This is a genomic window from Mycobacterium sp. URHB0044, assembly GCF_000620625.1.
Classification (GTDB): domain Bacteria; phylum Actinomycetota; class Actinomycetes; order Mycobacteriales; family Mycobacteriaceae; genus Mycobacterium.
In genome coordinates, this window is record NZ_JIAW01000028.1 from 47,438 (window position 1) to 66,346 (window position 18,909).

21 protein-coding genes and 1 pseudogene are annotated in these 18,909 nt (G+C 67.2%); 8 read left to right on the forward strand and 14 right to left on the reverse strand.

Annotated features, from left to right (window positions below; genetic code table 11):
* Positions 1–16: 16 nt before the first annotated feature.
* The 4 genes from N536_RS0133620 to N536_RS0133635 form a co-directional block, all read right to left on the reverse strand.
* Entirely contained in the window at positions 17–1,162 is a 1,146-nt protein-coding gene (locus tag N536_RS0133620; RefSeq protein WP_029117628.1) for an ABC transporter ATP-binding protein, read from the reverse strand.
* Positions 1,159–2,811 carry an amidohydrolase gene (locus N536_RS0133625; RefSeq protein WP_029117629.1) on the reverse strand — a complete coding sequence of 551 codons (1,653 nt, stop codon included), beginning with the start codon at positions 2,809–2,811 and terminating at the stop codon, positions 1,159–1,161. The genes N536_RS0133620 and N536_RS0133625 overlap by 4 nt, the downstream gene beginning before the upstream one ends.
* Before the next feature lie 4 nt (positions 2,812–2,815).
* Entirely contained in the window at positions 2,816–3,460 is a 645-nt protein-coding gene (locus N536_RS40260; RefSeq protein ID WP_197040293.1) for a helix-turn-helix domain-containing protein, read from the reverse strand.
* Positions 3,461–3,658: 198 nt separating this feature from the next.
* Entirely contained in the window at positions 3,659–4,408 is a 750-nt protein-coding gene (locus N536_RS0133635; RefSeq protein ID WP_029117630.1) for an SDR family oxidoreductase, read from the reverse strand.
* A gap of 37 nt (positions 4,409–4,445) precedes the next feature.
* Between N536_RS0133635 and N536_RS0133640 the strand changes: the two genes are divergently transcribed.
* Positions 4,446–5,006 (forward strand): chorismate mutase, encoded by a 561-nt coding sequence (locus tag N536_RS0133640; RefSeq protein WP_029117631.1) that lies wholly within the window; start codon positions 4,446–4,448, stop codon positions 5,004–5,006.
* Positions 5,007–5,163: 157 nt separating this feature from the next.
* Here N536_RS0133640 and N536_RS43215 read toward each other — a convergent pair whose 3' ends face one another.
* From N536_RS43215 to cobF, 4 genes and pseudogenes are all read right to left on the reverse strand, one after another.
* Positions 5,164–5,637, reverse strand: coding sequence for a zinc finger domain-containing protein (locus N536_RS43215; protein WP_231514715.1), 474 nt, complete (start codon positions 5,635–5,637; stop codon positions 5,164–5,166).
* A 177-nt stretch (positions 5,638–5,814) separates the two neighbouring features.
* A pseudogene (locus N536_RS43220) lies at positions 5,815–6,060 on the reverse strand (DNA-formamidopyrimidine glycosylase family protein); the annotation flags it as partial.
* Positions 6,061–6,094: 34 nt separating this feature from the next.
* Positions 6,095–6,496, reverse strand: coding sequence for a phage holin family protein (locus tag N536_RS0133650; protein WP_029117633.1), 402 nt, complete (start codon positions 6,494–6,496; stop codon positions 6,095–6,097).
* 35 nt (positions 6,497–6,531) lie between these two features.
* The gene (gene cobF, locus N536_RS0133655) at positions 6,532–7,269 is read right to left on the reverse strand and encodes a precorrin-6A synthase (deacetylating) (protein ID WP_029117634.1); all 738 of its coding nucleotides are present in this window, start codon (positions 7,267–7,269) and stop codon (positions 6,532–6,534) included.
* Between the two features lie 122 nt (positions 7,270–7,391).
* Between cobF and N536_RS0133660 the strand changes: the two genes are divergently transcribed.
* Positions 7,392–8,609, forward strand: a complete 1,218-nt coding sequence (locus N536_RS0133660; protein ID WP_029117635.1) for a diiron oxygenase — start codon at positions 7,392–7,394, stop codon at positions 8,607–8,609.
* Here the strand turns inward: N536_RS0133660 and N536_RS0133665 are convergent.
* Complete coding sequence (locus tag N536_RS0133665) at positions 8,570–9,772, reverse strand: MFS transporter (protein ID WP_029117636.1); 1,203 nt, start codon at positions 9,770–9,772, stop codon at positions 8,570–8,572. The genes N536_RS0133660 and N536_RS0133665 overlap by 40 nt on opposite strands.
* 53 nt (positions 9,773–9,825) lie before the next feature.
* On the opposite strand from N536_RS0133665, the gene N536_RS0133670 reads away from it, so the two are divergent.
* Positions 9,826–10,701 carry an LLM class flavin-dependent oxidoreductase gene (locus N536_RS0133670; protein WP_029117637.1) on the forward strand — a complete coding sequence of 292 codons (876 nt, stop codon included), beginning with the start codon at positions 9,826–9,828 and terminating at the stop codon, positions 10,699–10,701.
* Here N536_RS0133670 and N536_RS0133675 read toward each other — a convergent pair.
* Entirely contained in the window at positions 10,685–11,842 is a 1,158-nt protein-coding gene (locus N536_RS0133675) for an ROK family transcriptional regulator (RefSeq protein ID WP_029117638.1), read from the reverse strand. The two genes, N536_RS0133670 and N536_RS0133675, sit on opposite strands and share 17 nt — an antisense overlap.
* A gap of 99 nt (positions 11,843–11,941) precedes the next feature.
* On the opposite strand from N536_RS0133675, the gene N536_RS0133680 reads away from it, so the two are divergent.
* Entirely contained in the window at positions 11,942–13,156 is a 1,215-nt protein-coding gene (locus N536_RS0133680) for an MFS transporter (RefSeq protein WP_029117639.1), read from the forward strand.
* Between the two features lie 3 nt (positions 13,157–13,159).
* On the opposite strand, the gene N536_RS0133685 is transcribed toward N536_RS0133680, so the two are convergent.
* On the reverse strand, positions 13,160–13,711 hold the full coding sequence (locus tag N536_RS0133685) for an HPP family protein (RefSeq protein WP_231514711.1): 552 nt from the start codon (positions 13,709–13,711) through the stop codon (positions 13,160–13,162).
* Positions 13,712–13,988: 277 nt separating this feature from the next.
* Between N536_RS0133685 and N536_RS0133690 the strand changes: the two genes are divergently transcribed.
* The 3 genes from N536_RS0133690 (at position 13,989) to N536_RS0133700 (ending at position 15,549) form a co-directional block, all read left to right on the forward strand.
* Entirely contained in the window at positions 13,989–14,630 is a 642-nt protein-coding gene (locus N536_RS0133690) for a glyoxalase (protein ID WP_029117641.1), read from the forward strand.
* Positions 14,631–14,664: 34 nt separating this feature from the next.
* Positions 14,665–15,132 (forward strand): ribonuclease HI, encoded by a 468-nt coding sequence (gene rnhA, locus N536_RS0133695; RefSeq protein WP_029117642.1) that lies wholly within the window; start codon positions 14,665–14,667, stop codon positions 15,130–15,132.
* Between the two features lie 117 nt (positions 15,133–15,249).
* Positions 15,250–15,549, forward strand: a complete 300-nt coding sequence (locus N536_RS0133700; RefSeq protein WP_029117643.1) for a hypothetical protein — start codon at positions 15,250–15,252, stop codon at positions 15,547–15,549.
* Here N536_RS0133700 and N536_RS0133705 read toward each other — a convergent pair.
* Complete coding sequence (locus N536_RS0133705; protein ID WP_029117644.1) at positions 15,528–17,039, reverse strand: cell wall metabolism sensor histidine kinase WalK; 1,512 nt, start codon at positions 17,037–17,039, stop codon at positions 15,528–15,530. The genes N536_RS0133700 and N536_RS0133705 overlap by 22 nt on opposite strands.
* Positions 17,036–17,809: a response regulator transcription factor gene (locus tag N536_RS0133710; RefSeq protein WP_051574961.1), complete on the reverse strand. Its 774-nt coding sequence runs from the start codon at positions 17,807–17,809 to the stop codon at positions 17,036–17,038. The genes N536_RS0133705 and N536_RS0133710 overlap by 4 nt, the downstream gene beginning before the upstream one ends.
* A gap of 57 nt (positions 17,810–17,866) precedes the next feature.
* Between N536_RS0133710 and tsaA the strand changes: the two genes are divergently transcribed.
* A complete protein-coding gene (tsaA, locus tag N536_RS0133715) occupies positions 17,867–18,277 on the forward strand; it encodes a tRNA (N6-threonylcarbamoyladenosine(37)-N6)-methyltransferase TrmO (RefSeq protein ID WP_036438544.1) in 411 nt (136 codons plus the stop codon).
* A 121-nt stretch (positions 18,278–18,398) separates the two neighbouring features.
* Here the strand turns inward: tsaA and N536_RS0133720 are convergent, their stop codons facing one another.
* Positions 18,399–18,767, reverse strand: coding sequence for a heme-binding protein (locus N536_RS0133720; RefSeq protein ID WP_231514712.1), 369 nt, complete (start codon positions 18,765–18,767; stop codon positions 18,399–18,401).
* Positions 18,768–18,909 lie beyond the last annotated feature (142 nt).

The window sequence follows — 18,909 nt, forward strand, 5'->3', positions numbered from 1 at the left end:
GGACAACAGCGAGCGGTTACGACGTGAAGATCCGTACGGCGTCCGCCGACCACGAACACGTCACGGGTGATCCGAGTTCGGTGGGCGGGTTGGCGGCGCGGGGCAGACGGGCCAGAATCTGGTCGTCGCTCGGAGTGTGGATGACCAATTGCAGGCTGTGACCGAGTTCTGACACCCCGAGCAGCGTGCCGGTGACGGAGTTGACCAACGTGTCCGAGGCCGCACCGGCCGGTGCGGTCGTGACCACGACCGACTCAGGCCTGATCGCCGCAGTGACCTCGGCGCCGGCCGCGGCAGGCACGCTGCCCTTCGTGGGCCGTGACGAATGGAGGGAGAGGCCGGCGGTCTGCACACTCACCCCCGCGCGATCGAAGGATGTGATCGTGCCGGAGAAGGAGTTCTGCCTGCCGATGAACCCGGCCACGAAGGCCGACTCCGGCTCGTCGTAAACGCTTGAGGCCGTACCGATCTGCTCGATCCGTCCGTCCTTCATGACCGCGACGCGGTCGCTCATCGACAGCGCTTCCTCCTGATCGTGCGTGACGAAGATGAACGTGGTGCCGAGTTCGTGCTGCAGCAGCTTCAGCTCGACCTGCATCTCCTCCCGCAACTTTCGGTCCAAAGCGCTCATCGGCTCGTCCAGCAGCAGAACGGCGGGGCGGTTCACCAAAGCCCTTGCCAGCGCGATGCGTTGCTGCTGGCCGCCCGAGAGCTGCGCCGGTTTCCGGGAGGCGAACGCAGTCATTCTCACCATGTCGAGAGCGCGGCTCACCCGGCCGGCCATCTCCGCCTTCGGCACGCCCGAGCGGCGCAGACCGTAGGCGACGTTGTCGGCGACCTTCATGTGCGGGAACAGTGCGTAGGCCTGGAACACGGTGTTCACCGGGCGTTTGTGCGGCGGCAGGTTCTCGACGTTGCGACCCGAGATCTGGATGGAGCCGTCATCGGGGAATTCGAAGCCGCCGATCATCCGCAATGTCGTCGTCTTGCCGCACCCGCTCGGCCCCAGCAGGCTGAGGAACTCGCCGGCCCGAACGTGCAGAGTGACGTTGTCCACGGCAACGGCGGACCCGTAAACCTTGCTGAGGGAGCGCAGTTCGACGGAGCCGGCCACGGAGTCGGGAGGCGCGGTCACTTCGGAGGGCAGATCGGTGATGCTCATACCGATACCAGCGTCGCGGAGGCGTCGTAGACGATTTCGCCGCCGATGATCGTGTAGGCGACGGTGGCCGAACCGATCTCGGCCACCGGCGCGGCGAAGATGTCGCGGTCGAGAATGACGATGTCGCCGGCCTTTCCGACTTCGATGGTTCCCGAACGCTGCTCGTCGTGGTTGAGGTAGGCCGTGCCCAGGCTGTGCGCTATCAGTGCGTCGGCAAGGGAGAGTGCCTGCTCGCCGAGGAAGGGCATTGCGGCCGGACCCGTCACACCTGCGGGGGCCCGGTTGACGCTGGTGTGGATGATCTCCAGGGGATTCGCCGTGCTCACCGGCCAGTCACTGCCCGAGGCCAACGGCGCTCCCGCCCGCTGCAGCGACCCGAACGGATACTGCCAAGCGGCTCTGCGGGTGCCGAGGAACGGGATCGTCAGGACGTCCATCTGCGGCTCGTGTCTGGCCCAGAGCGGCTGCATGTTGGCGACCACGCCTAGTTCGGCGAACCGGGCGACGTCGTCGGGGTGCACCACCTGGATGTGTGCCAGCGTATGCCGAAGATCCTTGTCGCCGTTGGCCTTGCGGGCCGCCTCGATCGCGTCGAGCGACTCGCGCACGGCCCGGTCGCCGAGGGCGTGGAAGTGCAGCTGGAAGCCCAATGCATCGAGTTGCGTGGAGATCTCGATGAGCGTCGTCGGGTCGACGAAGCTCTTGCCCATGTTCTCGCCCGGACAGCCGCACGCATCCAGGTAGGGCTCGAGCATCCCGGCCGTGAAGTTCTCGGCGACGCCGTCCTGCATGATCTTTACGGTGGTCGCCGCGAATCCGGCGGCCAACGCGCGTTCGCGCTTCTCGACGAGTTCGGGAATCTGCTCGAGACCTCGGTTGCGGTCCCACCACAGCGCCCCGACGACGTGGGCCTTCAGCACACCGGACGCCACGCCACGCAAGTACGAGTCGAGCGGGTCGGGGGTGCCGTTGGTGGCGCCGACGATGGCGTCCTGCCACGCGGTGACCCCCCAGGCGAACAATTGCCGCTGAGCGATCTTCAGCGCCTCGTCCATGTCGTCCTGGCTCGGCTGCGGGATATGTTGTGCGACAAGGTCCATGGCGCCTTCCTGCAACGTCCCGATCGCGTGGCCGTCGGCGTCGCGTTCGATGCGACCGTCGAACGGGTCGGGCGTCCCATCGTCGATGCTGCCGATCTGCAGGGCCTTGGTGTTGACCCAGGCGCCGTGACCGTCGCGGTTGGGGAAGAACGCCGGCCGGTCGGACACGATGGCGTCGAGCGCCGCCGCCGTCGGCAACCCGCCAGGGAACGAGTCCATCGACCATCCCCCACCGGTGATCCAGGGCAGCTCGGGATTGGCCGCGGCGTATTCGGCGATGCGAGTGAGGTAGCCGTCCGCGGTGCCGTACGGGGTCAGGTCGCAGGCGATCATGTCGAGGCCGGCGTGATACGGGTGGATGTGACTGTCTTGAAAGCCCGGGGAGACAAGGCCGCCCGCCGCGTCGATCTCGACGGCGTCGGGGGCGGTGAGCGCATCCGCACCGATCGCGGTGATGATGCCGTTTTCGACGAGAACGGGCTCTTCGACGATGCCGGCAGGTGTGAAGACGTGGCCCCCGGTGATCAGCAGGCGGTCGCGAGTAGCCATGGTGTCAATCCTTAATCTGGTGTGCGGCAGATGCATTGAGCGGGTTCGTGTCGACCGGCGGAGTGAAGTGGGACGTGATCCACATGGCCTGGGCCGGGGTCGCACCGATGTTGACGGCCCGGTGGGGTATCGACGAGAGGTATTCGACGCTGTCGCGGGGTCCGAGGATGAACGTCTCGGAGGCGATGGAGATTTCGATGTGGCCGGTGAGCACGTAGAACAGCTCCTGCGCGTTGTCGTGGGCATACGCCTCGGGGCCGGTCGAGCCGCCAACGTCGAACGAGCCTTCGTAGACTTCGAGCTGGTGGATCGGCGGCCGCGAAAGCAGTAGCTTCTGCAGTCCGCTGTCACTGGAGAAGATGGGCCGCTCGTGCGCTCGAAGCACGGGACGCGAGACGGGTGCTTCGTCGGCGAGCAGGTCGGCGACCGAAATGCTCACGGCCGCGGAGATGCGCTTCAGCGCGCCGACGGACACTCCGCACTTGCCGTTCTCCAGCTGGCTGATGAAGCCCGCACTGACCCCCGCCCGGGCGGCGACATCGCGCGTCGACAGCCGGAGGCGTTCGCGGGCCTCCCGCAGCCGACTGCCGAGTGTGGCGCGAGCCGCTCGGTCGATGTCGGTTACGGCGATCGTGGGTTCGGAAAACACGTGCCTCATTTCGTTAAGACGCACTTAACGGATCGCTTACTGAGGCTAAAGCTATGGCCGCATGCGCCAATGCGCAAGACCCGAGGCTCGAAAGCCAGCAGACTTAACGCAACCGAAAAGATCGCACGACCCGTGACTTGGGTGCGGAAACCGTCGCGCAGCGAACGAAAACGCTCGCGAATCGCAGGGTGGGACTGCTTAGGCGAAGCGCTTGGTGAACCGAGGCGGCAGCACCTTGATGAGCTCGACCAGCGGCCACCACGGCCAGGCCGGGACGACGGCGCGGCCCTTCTCCTTCTCGATGGCGTCGACCATCGCCTTGACGCCGGTCTCGTTGTCGACCATCAGCATCGTGGTGCCCGACTTGGCCGTCATCTCCGACTCGATGTAGCCGGGCTCGAGCACCGTGATCTTGATCGGACCCGACGGATACTCTGCGCGCAACGACTCGCCAAGCGACGTGACGCCGGCCTTGCTGGCGGCGTAGGCGGCCTTGGTGCCGGGCACGCCCTTGTTGCCAAGCACCGACGAGACCAGGACGAGGTGGCCCGCACCCGTCTTCTTGAACATCTCCAGCGCGGTCTCGATCTGCACCAGCGCGGACACGAGGTTGGTCTCGATGGTGGCCTTGTTGGCCCATGGCTTGCCGCCGCCCAGCGGGTAGCCCTTGCCGATGCCGGCGTTGACGATGATGCAGTCGATGCCGCCCAGTTCCTCGCTCAGCTCGCCGAACACCTTGGGCACGGCCTCGTGGTCGTTGACGTCGAGCGCGGCGATCGCGACGGTGATGTTCGGATGCCGGCCGGTCAGCTCGGCCTTCAACTCCTCGAGGTTGTCGGTGCGACGCGCGCAGAGCGCTAGGTCACGGCCCTTGGCGGCAAACTGGCGGGCCATGCCCGCGCCGAGGCCCGAGCTGGCCCCGGTGATCAGGATCTTCTGGCGAGTCACCTGGACAGACTAACCAGTTGGGTGATGATGGTTCACCGTGAGGCGTCGCGTACTACTCCTGGTCGGAATCGTGCTCAGTGGTCTGATCGGTGTGGCGCCCGCCGCACAGGCCGACGACCCCAGCCCGCTGTACGGGCTGGTCGACGCGGCCGCACAGCGACTGCAGACCGCGGACCCCGTCGCGGCGTTCAAGTGGGTCGACGGCGGATCCATCGAGGACGCGGCGCGCGTCAAGCAGGTGCTGGACGCGGTCGGCGCCGACGCTACGAGGCACGGCATCGACGAGGCGTTCGTCCGTGCGGCGTTCGGCGACCAGATCCACGCCACCGAGGGCATCGAGTACACCCGCTTCGGCCAGTGGAAGCTGGATCCCGCCGCCGCACCGACGACCGCCCCTGACCTGTCCGAATCACGCACGGCCATCGATGGTTTCAACCGCTCCATCGTCGACGAGATGGCGGAGCACTGGGACGTGCTGCGCGGCCCCGGATGCACGCAGGCCGTGACCGACGCCCGCACCGCCGTCGTGGCCGACCGCCGGCTCGACCCGCTCTACGACCAGGCGCTCACGTTCGCCACCCACTCGTACTGCGGCTAGCGCTGCAGGCGCATGTGGCGTTCGCGTCCCTATGCGCGTTTTCCACACCATGGTGGTTCGTCGGGCCACGACCGGCCTTGTCCACGACCGTGGTGTCGAAAACGTGCATGGGACGCAAGAGGGAGTCCCTGGACCAACGGGCTTCGCGGGCGTCACATCACTTGAGCAGCTTGGACATTCGCCGGTCGGCCAGCACCTTGCCGCCCGTCTGGCACGTCGGGCAGTACTGGAACGACTTGTCGGCGAAGGACACTTCACGCACCGTGTCGCCGCACACCGGGCACGGCAGCCCGGTGCGGGCGTGCACCCGCAGACCCGAGCGCTTCTCGCCCTTCAGCGTGGCCGCGCCCTGCCCGACCAACCGCGTGACGGCATCGGTGAGCACCGTGATCATCGCGTCGTGCAGGGCGGCGAGCTGGGCATCGGTGAGCTTGCCCGCCGTTGCGAACGGCGAGAGCTTCGCGACGTGCAGGATCTCGTCGCTGTAGGCGTTGCCGATACCGGCGATCACCTTCTGGTCGGTGATCACGTTCTTGATCCTGGCGCTGTTGCCCTTGAGCGCCGCCGCAAGGTCGTCGGGGCCGAGCGAAAGGGCATCCGGGCCGAGGGCAGCGATCTGCGGCACCTTCATCGGGTCGTCGACCAGCCACACCGCCAGCCGCTTCTGGGTGCCGGCCTCGGTGAGATCGAAGCCGGGAGCCGCCCCGGCGGCGACATTCGGCTGGGGTGCCTCACCGGGCTTTCCGAGATGCACCCTTAAGGCGATGGGGCTCTTGCCTCCCGGCCGCAGCGGCGCTGGCGACAACTGGTCGGACCAGCGCAGCCAGCCGGCCCGCGACAGGTGGGTGATGAGGTGCAGGTCCCCGCATTGCAGGCCGAGGTACTTGGCCCACCGGTTGGCCCCGGTGACGGCCTGGCCGTGCAACGCCGAGATCGGCGGGTCGAACGTCTTCAGCACCGACAGCGCCGCGACGTCCACCCGACCGACGGTCAGGCCGACGGCGTGGCGGCGAAGGTGGTCGGCGAGCGCTTCGACCTCGGGCAGTTCTGGCACGTTTTCCAGGTTAAGCGCTTGCCCGACACTCGGACTAGGAAGCGCGCGACCTGGTGGCGTCGCGGACCACCAGGGACAACAGCCAGCTGACGACAGACAGGACGATCGCGGCCCAGATCGCCGTCCACCAGAAGTCGTCGATGTAGAGGCCCCAGTGCGTGGTGTTCTCGGTGATCCAGGACGTGATCCACAACATCAACGCGTTGATGACGATGTGAAACAGGCCGAGCGTGAGGATGTAGAGCGGGATCGAGAGGATCTGCACGATCGGCTTGATGATTGCGTTGACCAGGCCGAAGATCACGGCCACCACGACGATGATTCCAATTCGTTGCAGCGTGTTGTCACCGCCGACGAACTCGATGCCGGAGACGACGAGGGTGACGACCCACAGCGCGAATCCGGTCAGCCCGGCACGAACGAGAAACTGCCCCATGCGGGTGATCTTGCCACGCCGAAGGGCCCGCGAACTCAGGCTCGCAACAGGTAGGTGTCCATGATCCAGCCGTGGCGCTGACGGGCGTCGGCCCGGATTGCGGCGATCCGCTCGCCCACCTCGCCGACGGTCCCGGCCGCCAACAACTCGTTCGGCGTGCCGAGGTAGGCGCCCCACCAGATCCTGGTCTCCGGCGGGCAGGCGAGGAACGCACAGTCGCCGTCGAGCATCACCACGGCGGCACCGGACAGCCCCTCCGCGCGCAGGCGTCGTCCGGTGGTGATCAGCACGGGTTCGCCGACGTCGTTGAGCGGGATCCGGTGACGCGCGGTGAGGGCCTGAATGGCGGTGATGCCGGGGATGACGTCGTGGTGCAGGTCGATGCGCTGCGCGACGAGCTCGAGGATGCGCAGCGTGCTGTCGTACAGCGACGGGTCGCCCCACGCGAGGAACGCGCCGACGCCGTCGTCGGGCAGTTCGTCGTGCAGTGCGCGCGCCCAGACGTCGGCGCGGGCGGCGTGCCAATCGGCCACCGCCTGCAGGTAGTCGCCATCCTTGGCGCGGGGCGGGTCGGGCAGCTCGACGAACCGGTAGCCGGGTTCGCGGATGAACCGGTCGCAGACCTCTCGGCGCAGCGCGACCAGGTCGTCCTTGTGGGAACCCTTGTCCATCGCGAAGAACACCTGCGTGTCGTTGAGCGCGGCGACCGCCTGCGCGGTCACGTAGTCCGGGTCACCGGCTCCGATTCCGATGACGTGGATCCGACGAGTCACGCAGGCGAGTATGCCCGACCAAACGCCGAGTCCCGCCGCCGCAAGTACCCGGTACCGGGGGTATTGACATCATCCGGTTCGCGTACATACCTTTGGGTATCGGCCATGAAGGGACGTCAACGATGACAGTTTCCGTCAACGCAGCGAGCGCGCCCACGCGGGAAGAGTTCGCCGGGCGGCTGCTGAAGGGGTCAGCGAAACTGTCCTACGCCCCCATCGTCGACATCGACTGGGATGCGCCGTTGGATCCCGACAAGTTCTTCCTGCCGCCGAAGTCGGTGTCGCTGTACGGAACGCCGTTGTGGGACGCGATGACTCGCGAGCAGCAGATCGAACTGTCCCGCCACGAGCTGGTCAACACCTTGTCGGCAGGAATCTGGTTCGAGAACATCCTCAACCAGGCTTTGTTGCGCGACCTGATGCACGCCGACCCGACGTCGAACGCGACGCACTACGCGTTGACCGAGATGGGCGACGAGACCCGCCACATGGTGATGTTCGGCAAGGCCATCGCGAAGGTCGGCGCCAAACCGGTACGGCCGCGGCTGTATCAACGGATGATCATCAACGGTTTGCCGTTGGCGTTCAAGGGATCCGTGCTCTGGGTCGCCGCGCTGATCGGCGAGGAGATCTTCGACTCGCTACAGCGCAAGATGATGGACGACCCGGACCTGCAGCCGATGGTGCAGCGGCTCATGCGGATTCACGTCACCGAGGAAGCCCGACACATTCAATTCGCCCGCGACGGCGCGCGCAAGCGGGTGGCGGAGATGCCGTGGCTCAACCGCATGTGGGTGGCGAACATCAACGGCCTCGGCGGGATGTTCTTCCAATACCTGTTCACCAATCCGGTGCCCTACCGTCGTGTGGGTCTCGACCCGCGCAAGGCCCGCCGCATCGCCCGCCGCAGCCCGCACCGTCGCGACGTTCAGGTGCTCGGGTTCGCGCCGTTGGCCGCCTTCCTCGACGACGTCGGGCTGATGGGCCCGATCGCGCGCCGGCTCTGGCGGCGGACCCGCTTCCTGCCCGCAAAGACTTCCAGTGCAGAGGGGGCACCGGTCGTCGACGACGGCGTCGACGAGGTGTACGACGGCCCCGTGGTAGTGCGGATCGGCGACGTCGAACACTCCGCGCGGGCACGGCTGTCCGGGCATCTCGATCCGATCGACGGCCGCTACCACTGGCGCGGAACGCTTTTCGCGACGCTTCCCGATGACGTGCTCAAGCAGCCCGCGGTGTCGCTCACCGTGAATGGCCGCACCGCGCAGGCCCGCATCGCCGAACGGACGCCGCAGGGCGGCTATGCGGTGGCCGGGGTGGGCGCTCCGCCGTTCGCGTGACGACCGCCAACCGCCATCGCCAGTAGGACCACTGCGAATACCGCGCCCACGGCTCCCGAGACGAGCAGCGGAACCGTACCGTCGTCGCCCCATGCGAACCCGGCCCACAAGCCGGCCGCCAGCACCGCGAACCCCGTCGCGCCCTGGAACACGCCTTGCGCGCTGGACTGTACGTCAGGCCCGACGATGGACGAGATCCACGCCTTGCCGACGCCGTCGGTGCACCCGGTGAACACGCCGTACGCGCCGATCAGCAGCCACGCGGTGAGTGGATCGTCGGTCAGCCCGAGGCCGCCGTAGCCGATCGCGAAGAACACCAGCCCGATGCCGAACACCGCGGGGCGCGGGATGCGATCGGCGAGTAGGCCTGCCGGATAGCTGACGAGCGCGTACACCGCGTTGTAGGTGACGTAGGCCAGGATCACCTCGGCGACGGAGAAGCCGATCTCGTTGAGCCGCAACAGCAGAAGCGCATCGGGGAAGTTGACGACGGCGAAGGCCACCAGTATCGCGGTCACCCGCCAGTAGCCGCCGGGCAGGTCGCGCACTCGGGAGAACATCCCGACCCGCACCGCCGTGACGATGCGCCGCGGTTCCCTGACCAGGAACACCAGCGCGACGCTGAGCACCGCAGGGATCACGGCGACCCACAGCAGCGGCGCGATCCGATGATCGAGCAACTCGTAGCCGGCCAGGCCCAGCAGCGGTCCCACCACGGCGCCCAGGGTGTCCATGGCGCGGTGGAAGCCGAAGACCCGGCCGCGGGCGGCGGGGTCGACGTCGGCGACGAGCAGGGCGTCCCGCGGCGCGCCGCGCATGCCCTTGCCGAGCCGGTCCACCACGCGGCCGGCGAGCACACCGGGCCAGGCCGCGAAGGCCGCGACCATGACCTTGCCCAGCGCGGCCATGCCGTACCCGGTGGCGATCAGCGGACGGCGCGCGAAGCGGTCGCCGAGCGGCCCGGACGCCAGCTTGGTCAGCGACGCCGCGCCCTCGGCGGCGCCCTCGATGGCGCCGACCACCGCGGGCGGCGCGCCCAGCACGGCGGTCAGGTAGATCGGCAGCAGCGGGTAGAGCAGCTCACTGGCGGTGTCCTGCATGAACGACACGGCCGAGAGCACGCGGACGTTGCGGGTCAACCAGGCGCTAGGCACGCGGCCCATCCTGCCGCAGAGTTCCGTACCGCCGAACTAGAACGTGTTCTAGTATCGGTCTCATGCGGTTCACCTATGCGGAGTCAATGACCGATCCGTCGTACTACATCCCGTTGGCCAAGGCTGCGGAGGCCGCGGGCTATCACGCGATGACCATTGCCGACAGCATCGCCTACCCGTTCGAGTCGGACGCGAAGTATCCGTACACCGAGGACGGCAACCGCGAGTTCCTGGACGGCAAGGCGATGATCGAGACGTTCGCGCTGATCGGGGCGCTCTCCGCCGTGACGACGCGGCTGCACTTCAACATCTTCGTGCTCAAGCTGCCGATCCGCCCGCCGGCCCTGGTTGCCAAGCAGGCCGGCTCGCTGGCGGCGTTGTTCGACAACCGGCTCGGGCTCGGCGTCGGCACCAGCCCCTGGCCCGAGGACTACGAGATCATGGGCGTCCCATTCGCCAAGCGCGGCAAGCGGATGGACGAGTGCATCGACGTCATCCGCGGCCTGACTACGGGTGACTACTTCGAGTACCACGGCGAGTTCTACGACATCCCCAAGATCAAGATGACTCCGGCGCCGACCAAGCCTGTGCCGATTCTCGTCGGCGGACACGCCGATGTCGCACTGCGCCGGGCTGCGCGCAACGACGGCTGGATGCACGGCGGTGGGGATCTCGGTGATCCGGAAGCGCTCGACCAACTCATCAACCGACTCAAGAAATTTCGGGAAGAAGAGGGCCGGACGGGCCCATTCGAAATCCACGTGATGTCGCTCGACGCGTACACACCGGACGGTATCAAGCGCCTCGAGGACAAGGGCGTCACGGACGTCATGGTCGGTTTCCGGATCCCCTACGTCATGGGCGACGACACGCAGCCACTGGACAGCAAGATCCGCAAGCTTGAACGGTTCGCGGAGAACGTCATAGCGAAGGTGTGACCGCGAGCGCGTCGACGGCGCGCGGCCCGAGCACCTCGTCGAGCACCATCATGGCGGTGCCGACGGTCGCCGCGCGATCACCATGCTTCGCGGGCACCACTTCCAGGGTGCGGGTCGCCTGGGCAGTGGCGTTGCCGTACAACGTCTCCCGCAGCCCCGCGACGAAGATGTCGAAGGCTCCACCCAGGTCGCCCGCCAGGACGAGGACACCGGGGTTGAGCAGGTTCACCGCGGCCGCGACCACCTCCCCGACGTAGCGTCCGCTGTCGCGGATCATGCGGCGCGCCTCCGCGTCGCCACCGTTGGCGAGTTCGACGACGTCGCGCATGTGCCGGACGGCATGCCCCTGTTGCTGCAACGCGTGCACCACCGCCCACCCGCCCGCGATGGCTTCCAGGCAACCGATGTCCCCGCACCGGCACGGAATCCCTTGCGCCGCAGCGGTCTTGTTGTGGCCGAACTCCCCCGCCGCCTGAGCCGCGCCACGCTGCAGGACCCCGCCGGCGATGATGCCCGCCCCCAGTCCCGTCGAGGCCTTCAGCACCAGCACGTCATCACGGCCGGGACCGCGCTCGCCGATGGCGATCGCATTGGCGTCGTTGTCCAGGACCACGGGCACACCCGAGAGTCGGCTCAGCTCACCGAAGTACGGCCGCAGATCTACGCCGTCCCAACCGCGCAGGATCGGCGAGTCCCTACTGCACCCACGCTTGCGGTCCACGGTTCCCGGCAGGCTGAGCCCGACACCGTAGACGGGAACGTCGCGGTGCTCGTCGAGCATCAGGTCGAGGCGCTTGACGACGTCGGGCATCAAATCGTCGGGTCCGAGGGCGACCTCCTGATCGATGTCGCTCATCGACAACACCTCGCCGGCGAGGTTGCATACCGCCAACCGGGTGCGGCTGATGCCCACGGCCACCGTCAGCACCACGCCCGCGTCGGCGTCGAAGGACAACAGCGTCGCGGGACGGCCACCGGTCGATGGCGCCTGCTCCCGTTCGACGACGAGACCCGACGCCGTCAGCAGCGCGATCCGTGCGGCGACCGCGGTGCGGGAAAGACCTGTGAGCTGGGCGATCTCCGTGCGCGTGGTGTCGCGACGGGCCCTGATCAGGGTAAAGACATCGCCGACGGTGGCCATGCCTCGATTGAACACCGAAAACGTAAGCCACGCCACTTTCGCCGCTTAAAGGCAAAAGTCAATTTGAAGACAGGCATAAGTAGGCTACCCTTGGGACCCGTGACCAGCACCCTGGAGAGGCCCTTCCGCCCGCAATCCGTCGTGTCCCCGGACCCGACCGTCCGATGGCTGGCAGTGCTCGCACTCGCCATCGGCGGATTCGGCATCGGCACCACCGAGTTCGTCGCCATGGGCCTGCTGCCCGACATCGCGGCCAGCCTGCACATCACCGAACCGACTGCCGGACACGTCATCTCCGCCTACGCGCTCGGCGTCGTGATCGGTGCGCCGCTCATCGCATCCTTGACCGCTCGCGTCCCACGCAAGACGCTGCTGCTGGCCCTGATGATCCTGTTCACGGTGGGCAACCTCGCCAGCATGGTCGCGCCGTCCTACGGCACGCTGATGGCCGCCCGCTTCGTCGCAGGCGTACCGCACGGCGCGTTCTTCGGCGTCGCCGCCCTGGTCGCCGCCCACCTGATGGGCCCGCAGAACCGGGCCAAGGCAGTGGCGCACGTGTTGACCGGCCTGACCGTCGCGACGGTGCTCGGCGTGCCGGTGGCATCGTGGCTCGGGCAGCACTTCGGCTGGCGCAGCGCGTTCGGCCTCGTCGTCCTGATCGGCCTCATCACGTTGACGGCCCTGTGGTTCTGGTTGCCGAGCATGCGCTCGATGCACGCGACCAGCCCGCTCACCGAACTCGGCGCCCTCAAGCGCGTGCAGGTATGGCTGGCCCTGCTGGTCGGCATGGTCGGCTTCGGCGGCATGTTCGCCGTGTACACCTACGTCAGCACGACGCTGACCGATGTCGCCGGCCTGCCGCGGGCGTTCATCCCGTTGGCGCTCATGGTCTTCGGTGTCGGCATGGTGGTCGGCAACCTGGTGGGTGGGCGGATGGCCGACTCCTCGGTGGTCCGTGCCCTGTACGTCGCGATTACCGCGCTGGGCGTCGTGCTCGCGGTGTTCGTGTTGGCGGCACACAATCCGTGGACTGCCATGGCGGGGCTGTTCCTGATCGGCGCGGCGGGGTCGGCGATCGGCCCCGCGCTACAGACGCGGCTGATGGACGTCGCACACGACGCGCAGACACTCGCCGCCGCACTGAACCATTCGGCGCTCAACATCGCCAACGCTACCGGCGCGTGGATCGGCGGCGTGGTGATCGCTGCGGGCCACGGCTACACGGCCCCCGCCGCAGCCGGTGCGCTGCTGGCCGTCGCAGGCCTCGTGGTGCTGACCCTCTCGGTGCTGCTGCAGCGCCGCAGTCGGACTTAGGCGTCACCACCAGTAGTGCGGGTATTTGGCACCGTTGATCTTGTTTCCGGCTAGGCCGACGACGACGAGAATCACCGCAGCCGCACCGATCAGAACGACGAACTCCCATCGCGGGATGGCGGGTACGACGGCGATCATCGCCGTCGCGGCGGCCGGCGAGTGCGACATCCGTAGCAGCTTCATCGCGCCGAGCGCCAACGCTCCGGCAACTGCGCTGGCCCATAGCGAATCGATGCCGATCATGCCGACGAGCACACCGACGACCGCCGACATCACATGCCCACCAATCACGTTGCGCGGCTGTGACAGTGGAAAGTGCGCGCCACCAACGACCAACGCCATACTCGCCGCCAGCGGCGGGATCAACCACGGATCATGAGTGACGGCCGTCAGCGCCGCCACGATCGCGAGTGCCACCAAGCTCGCCAGCATTTCAACGACGATCACCGTCAGCCGCTGGCGCGGTGGCGCAGAACTCGAATACCACCGCGACCGCCTCGGCGCCGGCTCCGCCGCCGAGCGTGGTTCCACAGCGGTCGCAATCGGCTCCGTCACGAAGCGCTCCCGACCGATGCACCCACCCGACAGAAGCTATACGGCACGCCCCCCGTCGAGGAAGGCCAAGCCGTCAATGACGTGATTCACGGTATTTATCGTGTGGCACAACGGATGTCGGCGAATCAATGGTCGACGGTTGCCAACCCCTTCGGATGCGTGATTCACGCCGCCTATCGCGGCGCGATGAGGATGTTGACACCATGGTCGTGGCACCCCGTCGTTGGTTTGCCCTAGACGGGGGTCAGCGGGTACCGACGAACCGGAGACGAGCATCTTGGACGAAGGCCTCACCGTCGCTGGCCTCGACGTCGCTGATCCCGTGGACGCCTGGACTCGTGCTGGGTTCAGCGTGGGCTCCGACGCCGTGTGCAGGGTCGGCGGCGTTGGAATCCGGCTGCTCGGAGATGGCCGTGCCGGCATCGTCGGGTGGTCGTTGCGTGGCCTGCCGTCGGGGCGCGCGCTGGACGATCTCGACGGCATCCCAACGCGGACGTCGGACGGCAACAATGCCATCCCGGCCACGCACGCGAACGGCGTCACCGCGATCGACCACGTGGTGCTGCTGTCCCCCGACCTGGGCCGAACGGTCGAAGCGATGGCCGCGATTGGCGTGCACCCGCGCCGGGAACGCGAGGCCGAACTCGGCGGTCAACCGATTCGCCAGGTCTTCTTCCGGTTCGGTGACGTGATCGTCGAGGTCGTCGGCTCGCCAGTGACGGCAAGCGACGGCCCCTCCACTCTCTGGGGCATCACGTACGTCGTCGACGACATCGATGCCACCGCGTCGTTCTTCGGGGACCGCACGACACCGGTCAAGGACGCGGTGCAACCGGGACGTCGGATCACCACGCTGCATCATCAGGAGCTCGGGATGTCGGTCCGGTCGGCGATGATCTCGGCTCCCGCGCGTCGCTGAGGCCATTGCCCGACGGAGTGCCTATTCTCGGCGCATGCCCGACGCCGACGATGTAGTGGTCATCCACACCGACGGCGGGTGCAGGCCCAACCCCGGTCCTGGTGGCTGGGGTGCGGTGCTGCGCCAACGCGAGCACGTCCGCGAGATGTGCGGCGGCGAGCCCAGTGAGACCAGCAACAACCGGATGGAGTTGACCGCGCCGATCATGGCGCTGGAGGCGCTCACCAGGCCGGTGGTGGTGCACCTGTACACCGACAGCACCTACGTCCGCAGCGGCATCACCAAGTGGGTGCTCGGCTGGGAGCGCAACGGTTGGCTGACCGCGGCCAAGCAGCCGGTGAAGAACGTCGACCTCTGGAAGCGCCTGCAGGCGGCCTGCGCCCGCCACCAGGTCGAGTGGTTTTGGGTGAAGGGCCACTCGGGTGTCGCCGACAACGAGTTGGCCGACGTGCTGGCGACCCGGGGCATGCAGGAAGCGATCGACGCCGTCGCGCTGGCGTGACCCCTAGGCGCTCATACCATTTACAAATATTTGCATCCGGCATGAGCGGGCCGCTTTAGCGGAATCCGATCCTACATTGGAATGTGTACGCACATCAACCAATTGAAGGGTCGGGCCATGAAATACTTTGTCGCTGCTGGGATTACCGCGGCCATGCTGTCATCGTCAGCCATCGCACTCACCGCCGTCGCCACGGCGGCGCCGTCGGGGCCGTCGCAGGTGGATCAAACGGTCCGAACGCTCGAAGCCAGCGGGTACAACGTCACCATCAACCGGACCGGCGACGCACCGTTGTCGGCGTGCACGGTCAGCGGCATCCGCCCCGGACAGACGCACTCCACGCAGGACTCCCGCGGCGGCGGCTCCATCAACACCACGGTGACGTCGAAGACGGTCTACGTGGACGTAACCTGCTGAGCCCGTACGTGAATCGTCACCAACCGCACCCGGAAGGTCGTCCTTCCGGGTGCGGATTCGGCGTCGATGGTGCCGCGGTGCGCCTCGACGATCGACGCGGCGATCGACAACCCCAGCCCGAAGCTCCCGGACGCGTGAGACCGCGATTCGTCCGCTCTGACGAACCGTTCGAACAAGTGCGGCAACAGATCCCGATCGATTCCCGGCCCATCGTCGACGACGGTCAACTCGGCGTACGGTGCGCCGTCGTCGGCCCTGCCCGTGGCAACGGCGGTCGTCACGGTCGTTTCGGCCGGTGTGTGCTTCCAAGCGTTGGACAACAGACTGACGAGCAATTGATGAAGCCGGGCCCGATCACCGACGACCCACACGGCGCCGTCGGGCACGTTGGTCAGCCAGTGATGATTCGGTGCCGACACCGCGGCATCGTTGACGGCGTCGATCACGACGTCGGTGAGGTCCACCTCGGTGGTGTCCAAGTCCTCACCTTCGTCCAGTCGCGCCAGCAGGAGAAGGTCGGAGACCAACGAACTCATCCGGCGCGCTTCGGCTTCGATGCGGGCCAGCGAGTATTCGGTGGTATCCGGCAACACCGAACTGTCCTGGCGGGTCAGCTCCGCGTAACCGTGAATCGCGGCGAGCGGGGTGCGCAGTTCGTGGCTGGCGTCGGTGATGAACCGGCGCATCCGCCGGTCGGAGGCCGCCACCTCGGCCAGCGCGCGTTCTACGTGTTCGAGCAGGCTGTTCAGCGTGTCGCCGACGAGGCCGACCTCGGTGCGCCGGTCCGTGTCCCTGCGGGGGACGCGCGGCGTGATCGAGTGGTGGTCGCGGTCCAGCTTCAACGTCGCCACCTCCGCCGCCGTCGCAGCAACCCGGCCGAGCGGGCGCAGCGCGAACCGGACGATCGCGATGGTGCCGAGAGCCGTCACCAGCAGCGCTAGTGCAGTCAACGCCGCGACGATCGCCGTCTCCCGCGCCACTGCCTTCTGCGCCGGCTCCAGCGACACCGCGGTGACCAGGCGTTCGTCGCCGTCACCCGGCCGGACCTCCATCAAGTACTCGCCGTGACCGGGCAGGTCGACGTCGTGCTTGCCGATTCCGATCCAGGCCGCCAGTTTCGGGATCTTGTCGACCACCTCGCGAGGCGCGGGGCCGGCCTCACCGTCTTCGAAGCGCGCCGAATCCACGACCTTGCCGTTCTGGACCAGCGCGATGACGTTGCCCGGTGCCTGACCGACGACTTGGGTGAGGGGCTTCATTGCGCCAGGCGGCGGTTTGCGGCCATCGGCCGTTGGCGAAATGCGGTACTTCGTCACGCTGTAGCTGAACCCGTCCGCCGATGCCGTCAGCTGGGTGTCGATGACCCCGGAAAGCGAGCTGCGCAGGGTCAGGACCGACAGCACGCCGACAGTGAGCAGCACGACCATGACGATCGCCGAGACCCCGAGCACGAGCTGTCGCCGCAGCGTCCACGTCCGCCAGCGGCTCATTCCGCAGGCCGCAACATGTAGCCGACGCCCCGCACCGTGTGAATCATCGGCTCACGGCCGGCGTCGACCTTCTTCCGCAGGTACGACACGTACAGGTCGACGATGCTCGACCGTCCTCCGAAGTCGTAGTTCCACACCTTGCGCAGAACTTCCTGGCGGCTCAGCGCCCGTCGGGGATGGCGCATCAGGAATCGCAGCAGCTCGAATTCGGTCGACGTCAGCGCGATGGGTTCACCGCTGCGCGTGACCTCGCGGCTGACGCCGTCGAGTTCGAGATCGCCGACGGTCAACGTCTCGTCGTCGGCAGGTGTCAGATACGCCGAGCGCCGCAGCAGACCGCGCAGCCTGGCCACCAGCTCCTCGAGCGAAAAGGGCTTGGTCATGTAGTCGTCGCCGCCGGCGGTCAGACCGGTAACCCTGTCCATCACGGAGTCGCGGGCCGTCAGGAAGAGCGTGGGCGTGTAGGTGTCCGAATCCCGGATCTGTTGCAGCACACCGAGTCCGTCCATGTCGGGCAGCATGATGTCAAGGACCAGGATGTCCGGGGTGTTGGCGCGGTATTTGTCGACGGCCTCACGGGCGTCGTGTGCGACGTCGATGTCCCAGCCCTCGTACTGCAACGCCATACGCACCAGATTGGTGAGCGCACGCTCGTCGTCGACGAGCAGCACCCGGATGGGTGAGCCGTCGGCGCGATACATCCGGGGCAACTTGCCGAGGATGGCGCGACGGGGACCCACGTCAGGGTCACTGACCGGTGGCGAGGTCATCCGTCCATTGTCGCGATGTCCAAGTGAAGCGGTGACGTTCTCATAGACAATTCACATGTGCCCAACTTCGTGCTGCAACCGATCGGACGGGTTGAGTCGACGCTGACCGACGCCAGCGCCGCGCCCCGCCAGGGCGACGAGGGTTCACCGGATTGCTGGCTGGTGTTCGATGCTGACGTCCGGGCCGCACTCGAGGGGATAGGACCCGGCAGCGAGATCGTCGTCATCACCTGGCTGCATCTCGCCGACCGCAACGTACGCCAGGTGCATCCCCGAGGCGAGACCGACAGACCCTTGCGGGGCGTCTTCGCGACGCGCTCGCCCGATCGGCCGAACCCACTCGGCCTGCACGTGGTGACCGTCCTCGATGTCGACGGCCTTCGCATCCGCGTGCGTGACCTGGAGGCGGTCGACCGCACCCCGATCGTCGACGTCAAACCGGTGCTGGAACCGCGGGGACGGCGATGAGGTGTTGTCGTTCAGCGCCTTTCGATCGAGGCGCGCGAGGTTGACGCCACGCAACAAAAGTTCGAGAAGGCAGTTGCGCCAGTTCAATCTCGCGGAGACTCCTGGGGATTGGAGATGCCAGCTATGACGCCATCGCGTCGAACAGCCGGGCGATCTGTGCAGGTGCCACGTCCACACCGCACTGTGCGCGCAAGTTGGCCAGCGGCCGCGCAATGCCCTGCAGGTCGGCCCATTCGTTCGGGTGGGCGATGAAGTAGTTCCGAATGGCGTTCTCGGCGTCGCCGGGTGCCAGCGCGCCGGAGTTGGTGATCGCGTCGTCCGCGCCGGGATGTGTCGCGAGATAGGCGCCGGTCGCCGTCGAGACCCCGCCGAGCGTGGTGCTCAGCCCAGCCGCAGTACATCCGGGCTGAGCGGACGCGGTCGGAATCGCGATCGTCGCGGCAGCCAACCCGCCTAGTGCGCCGGCTGCAAGTACACGGAAAGCTCGCATGGTGATGCTCGATGTTTGCACTTCTCGCCCCTTGAGTCGCGGCGGCACCTTTGTCTCGCCGACGCTAGCGGCTACCCCGCAAACGTCCCGTTAAACCCGCGTCTTTGGCGCCTCACCGGACGTCACCGACTCGCGTCTCAGA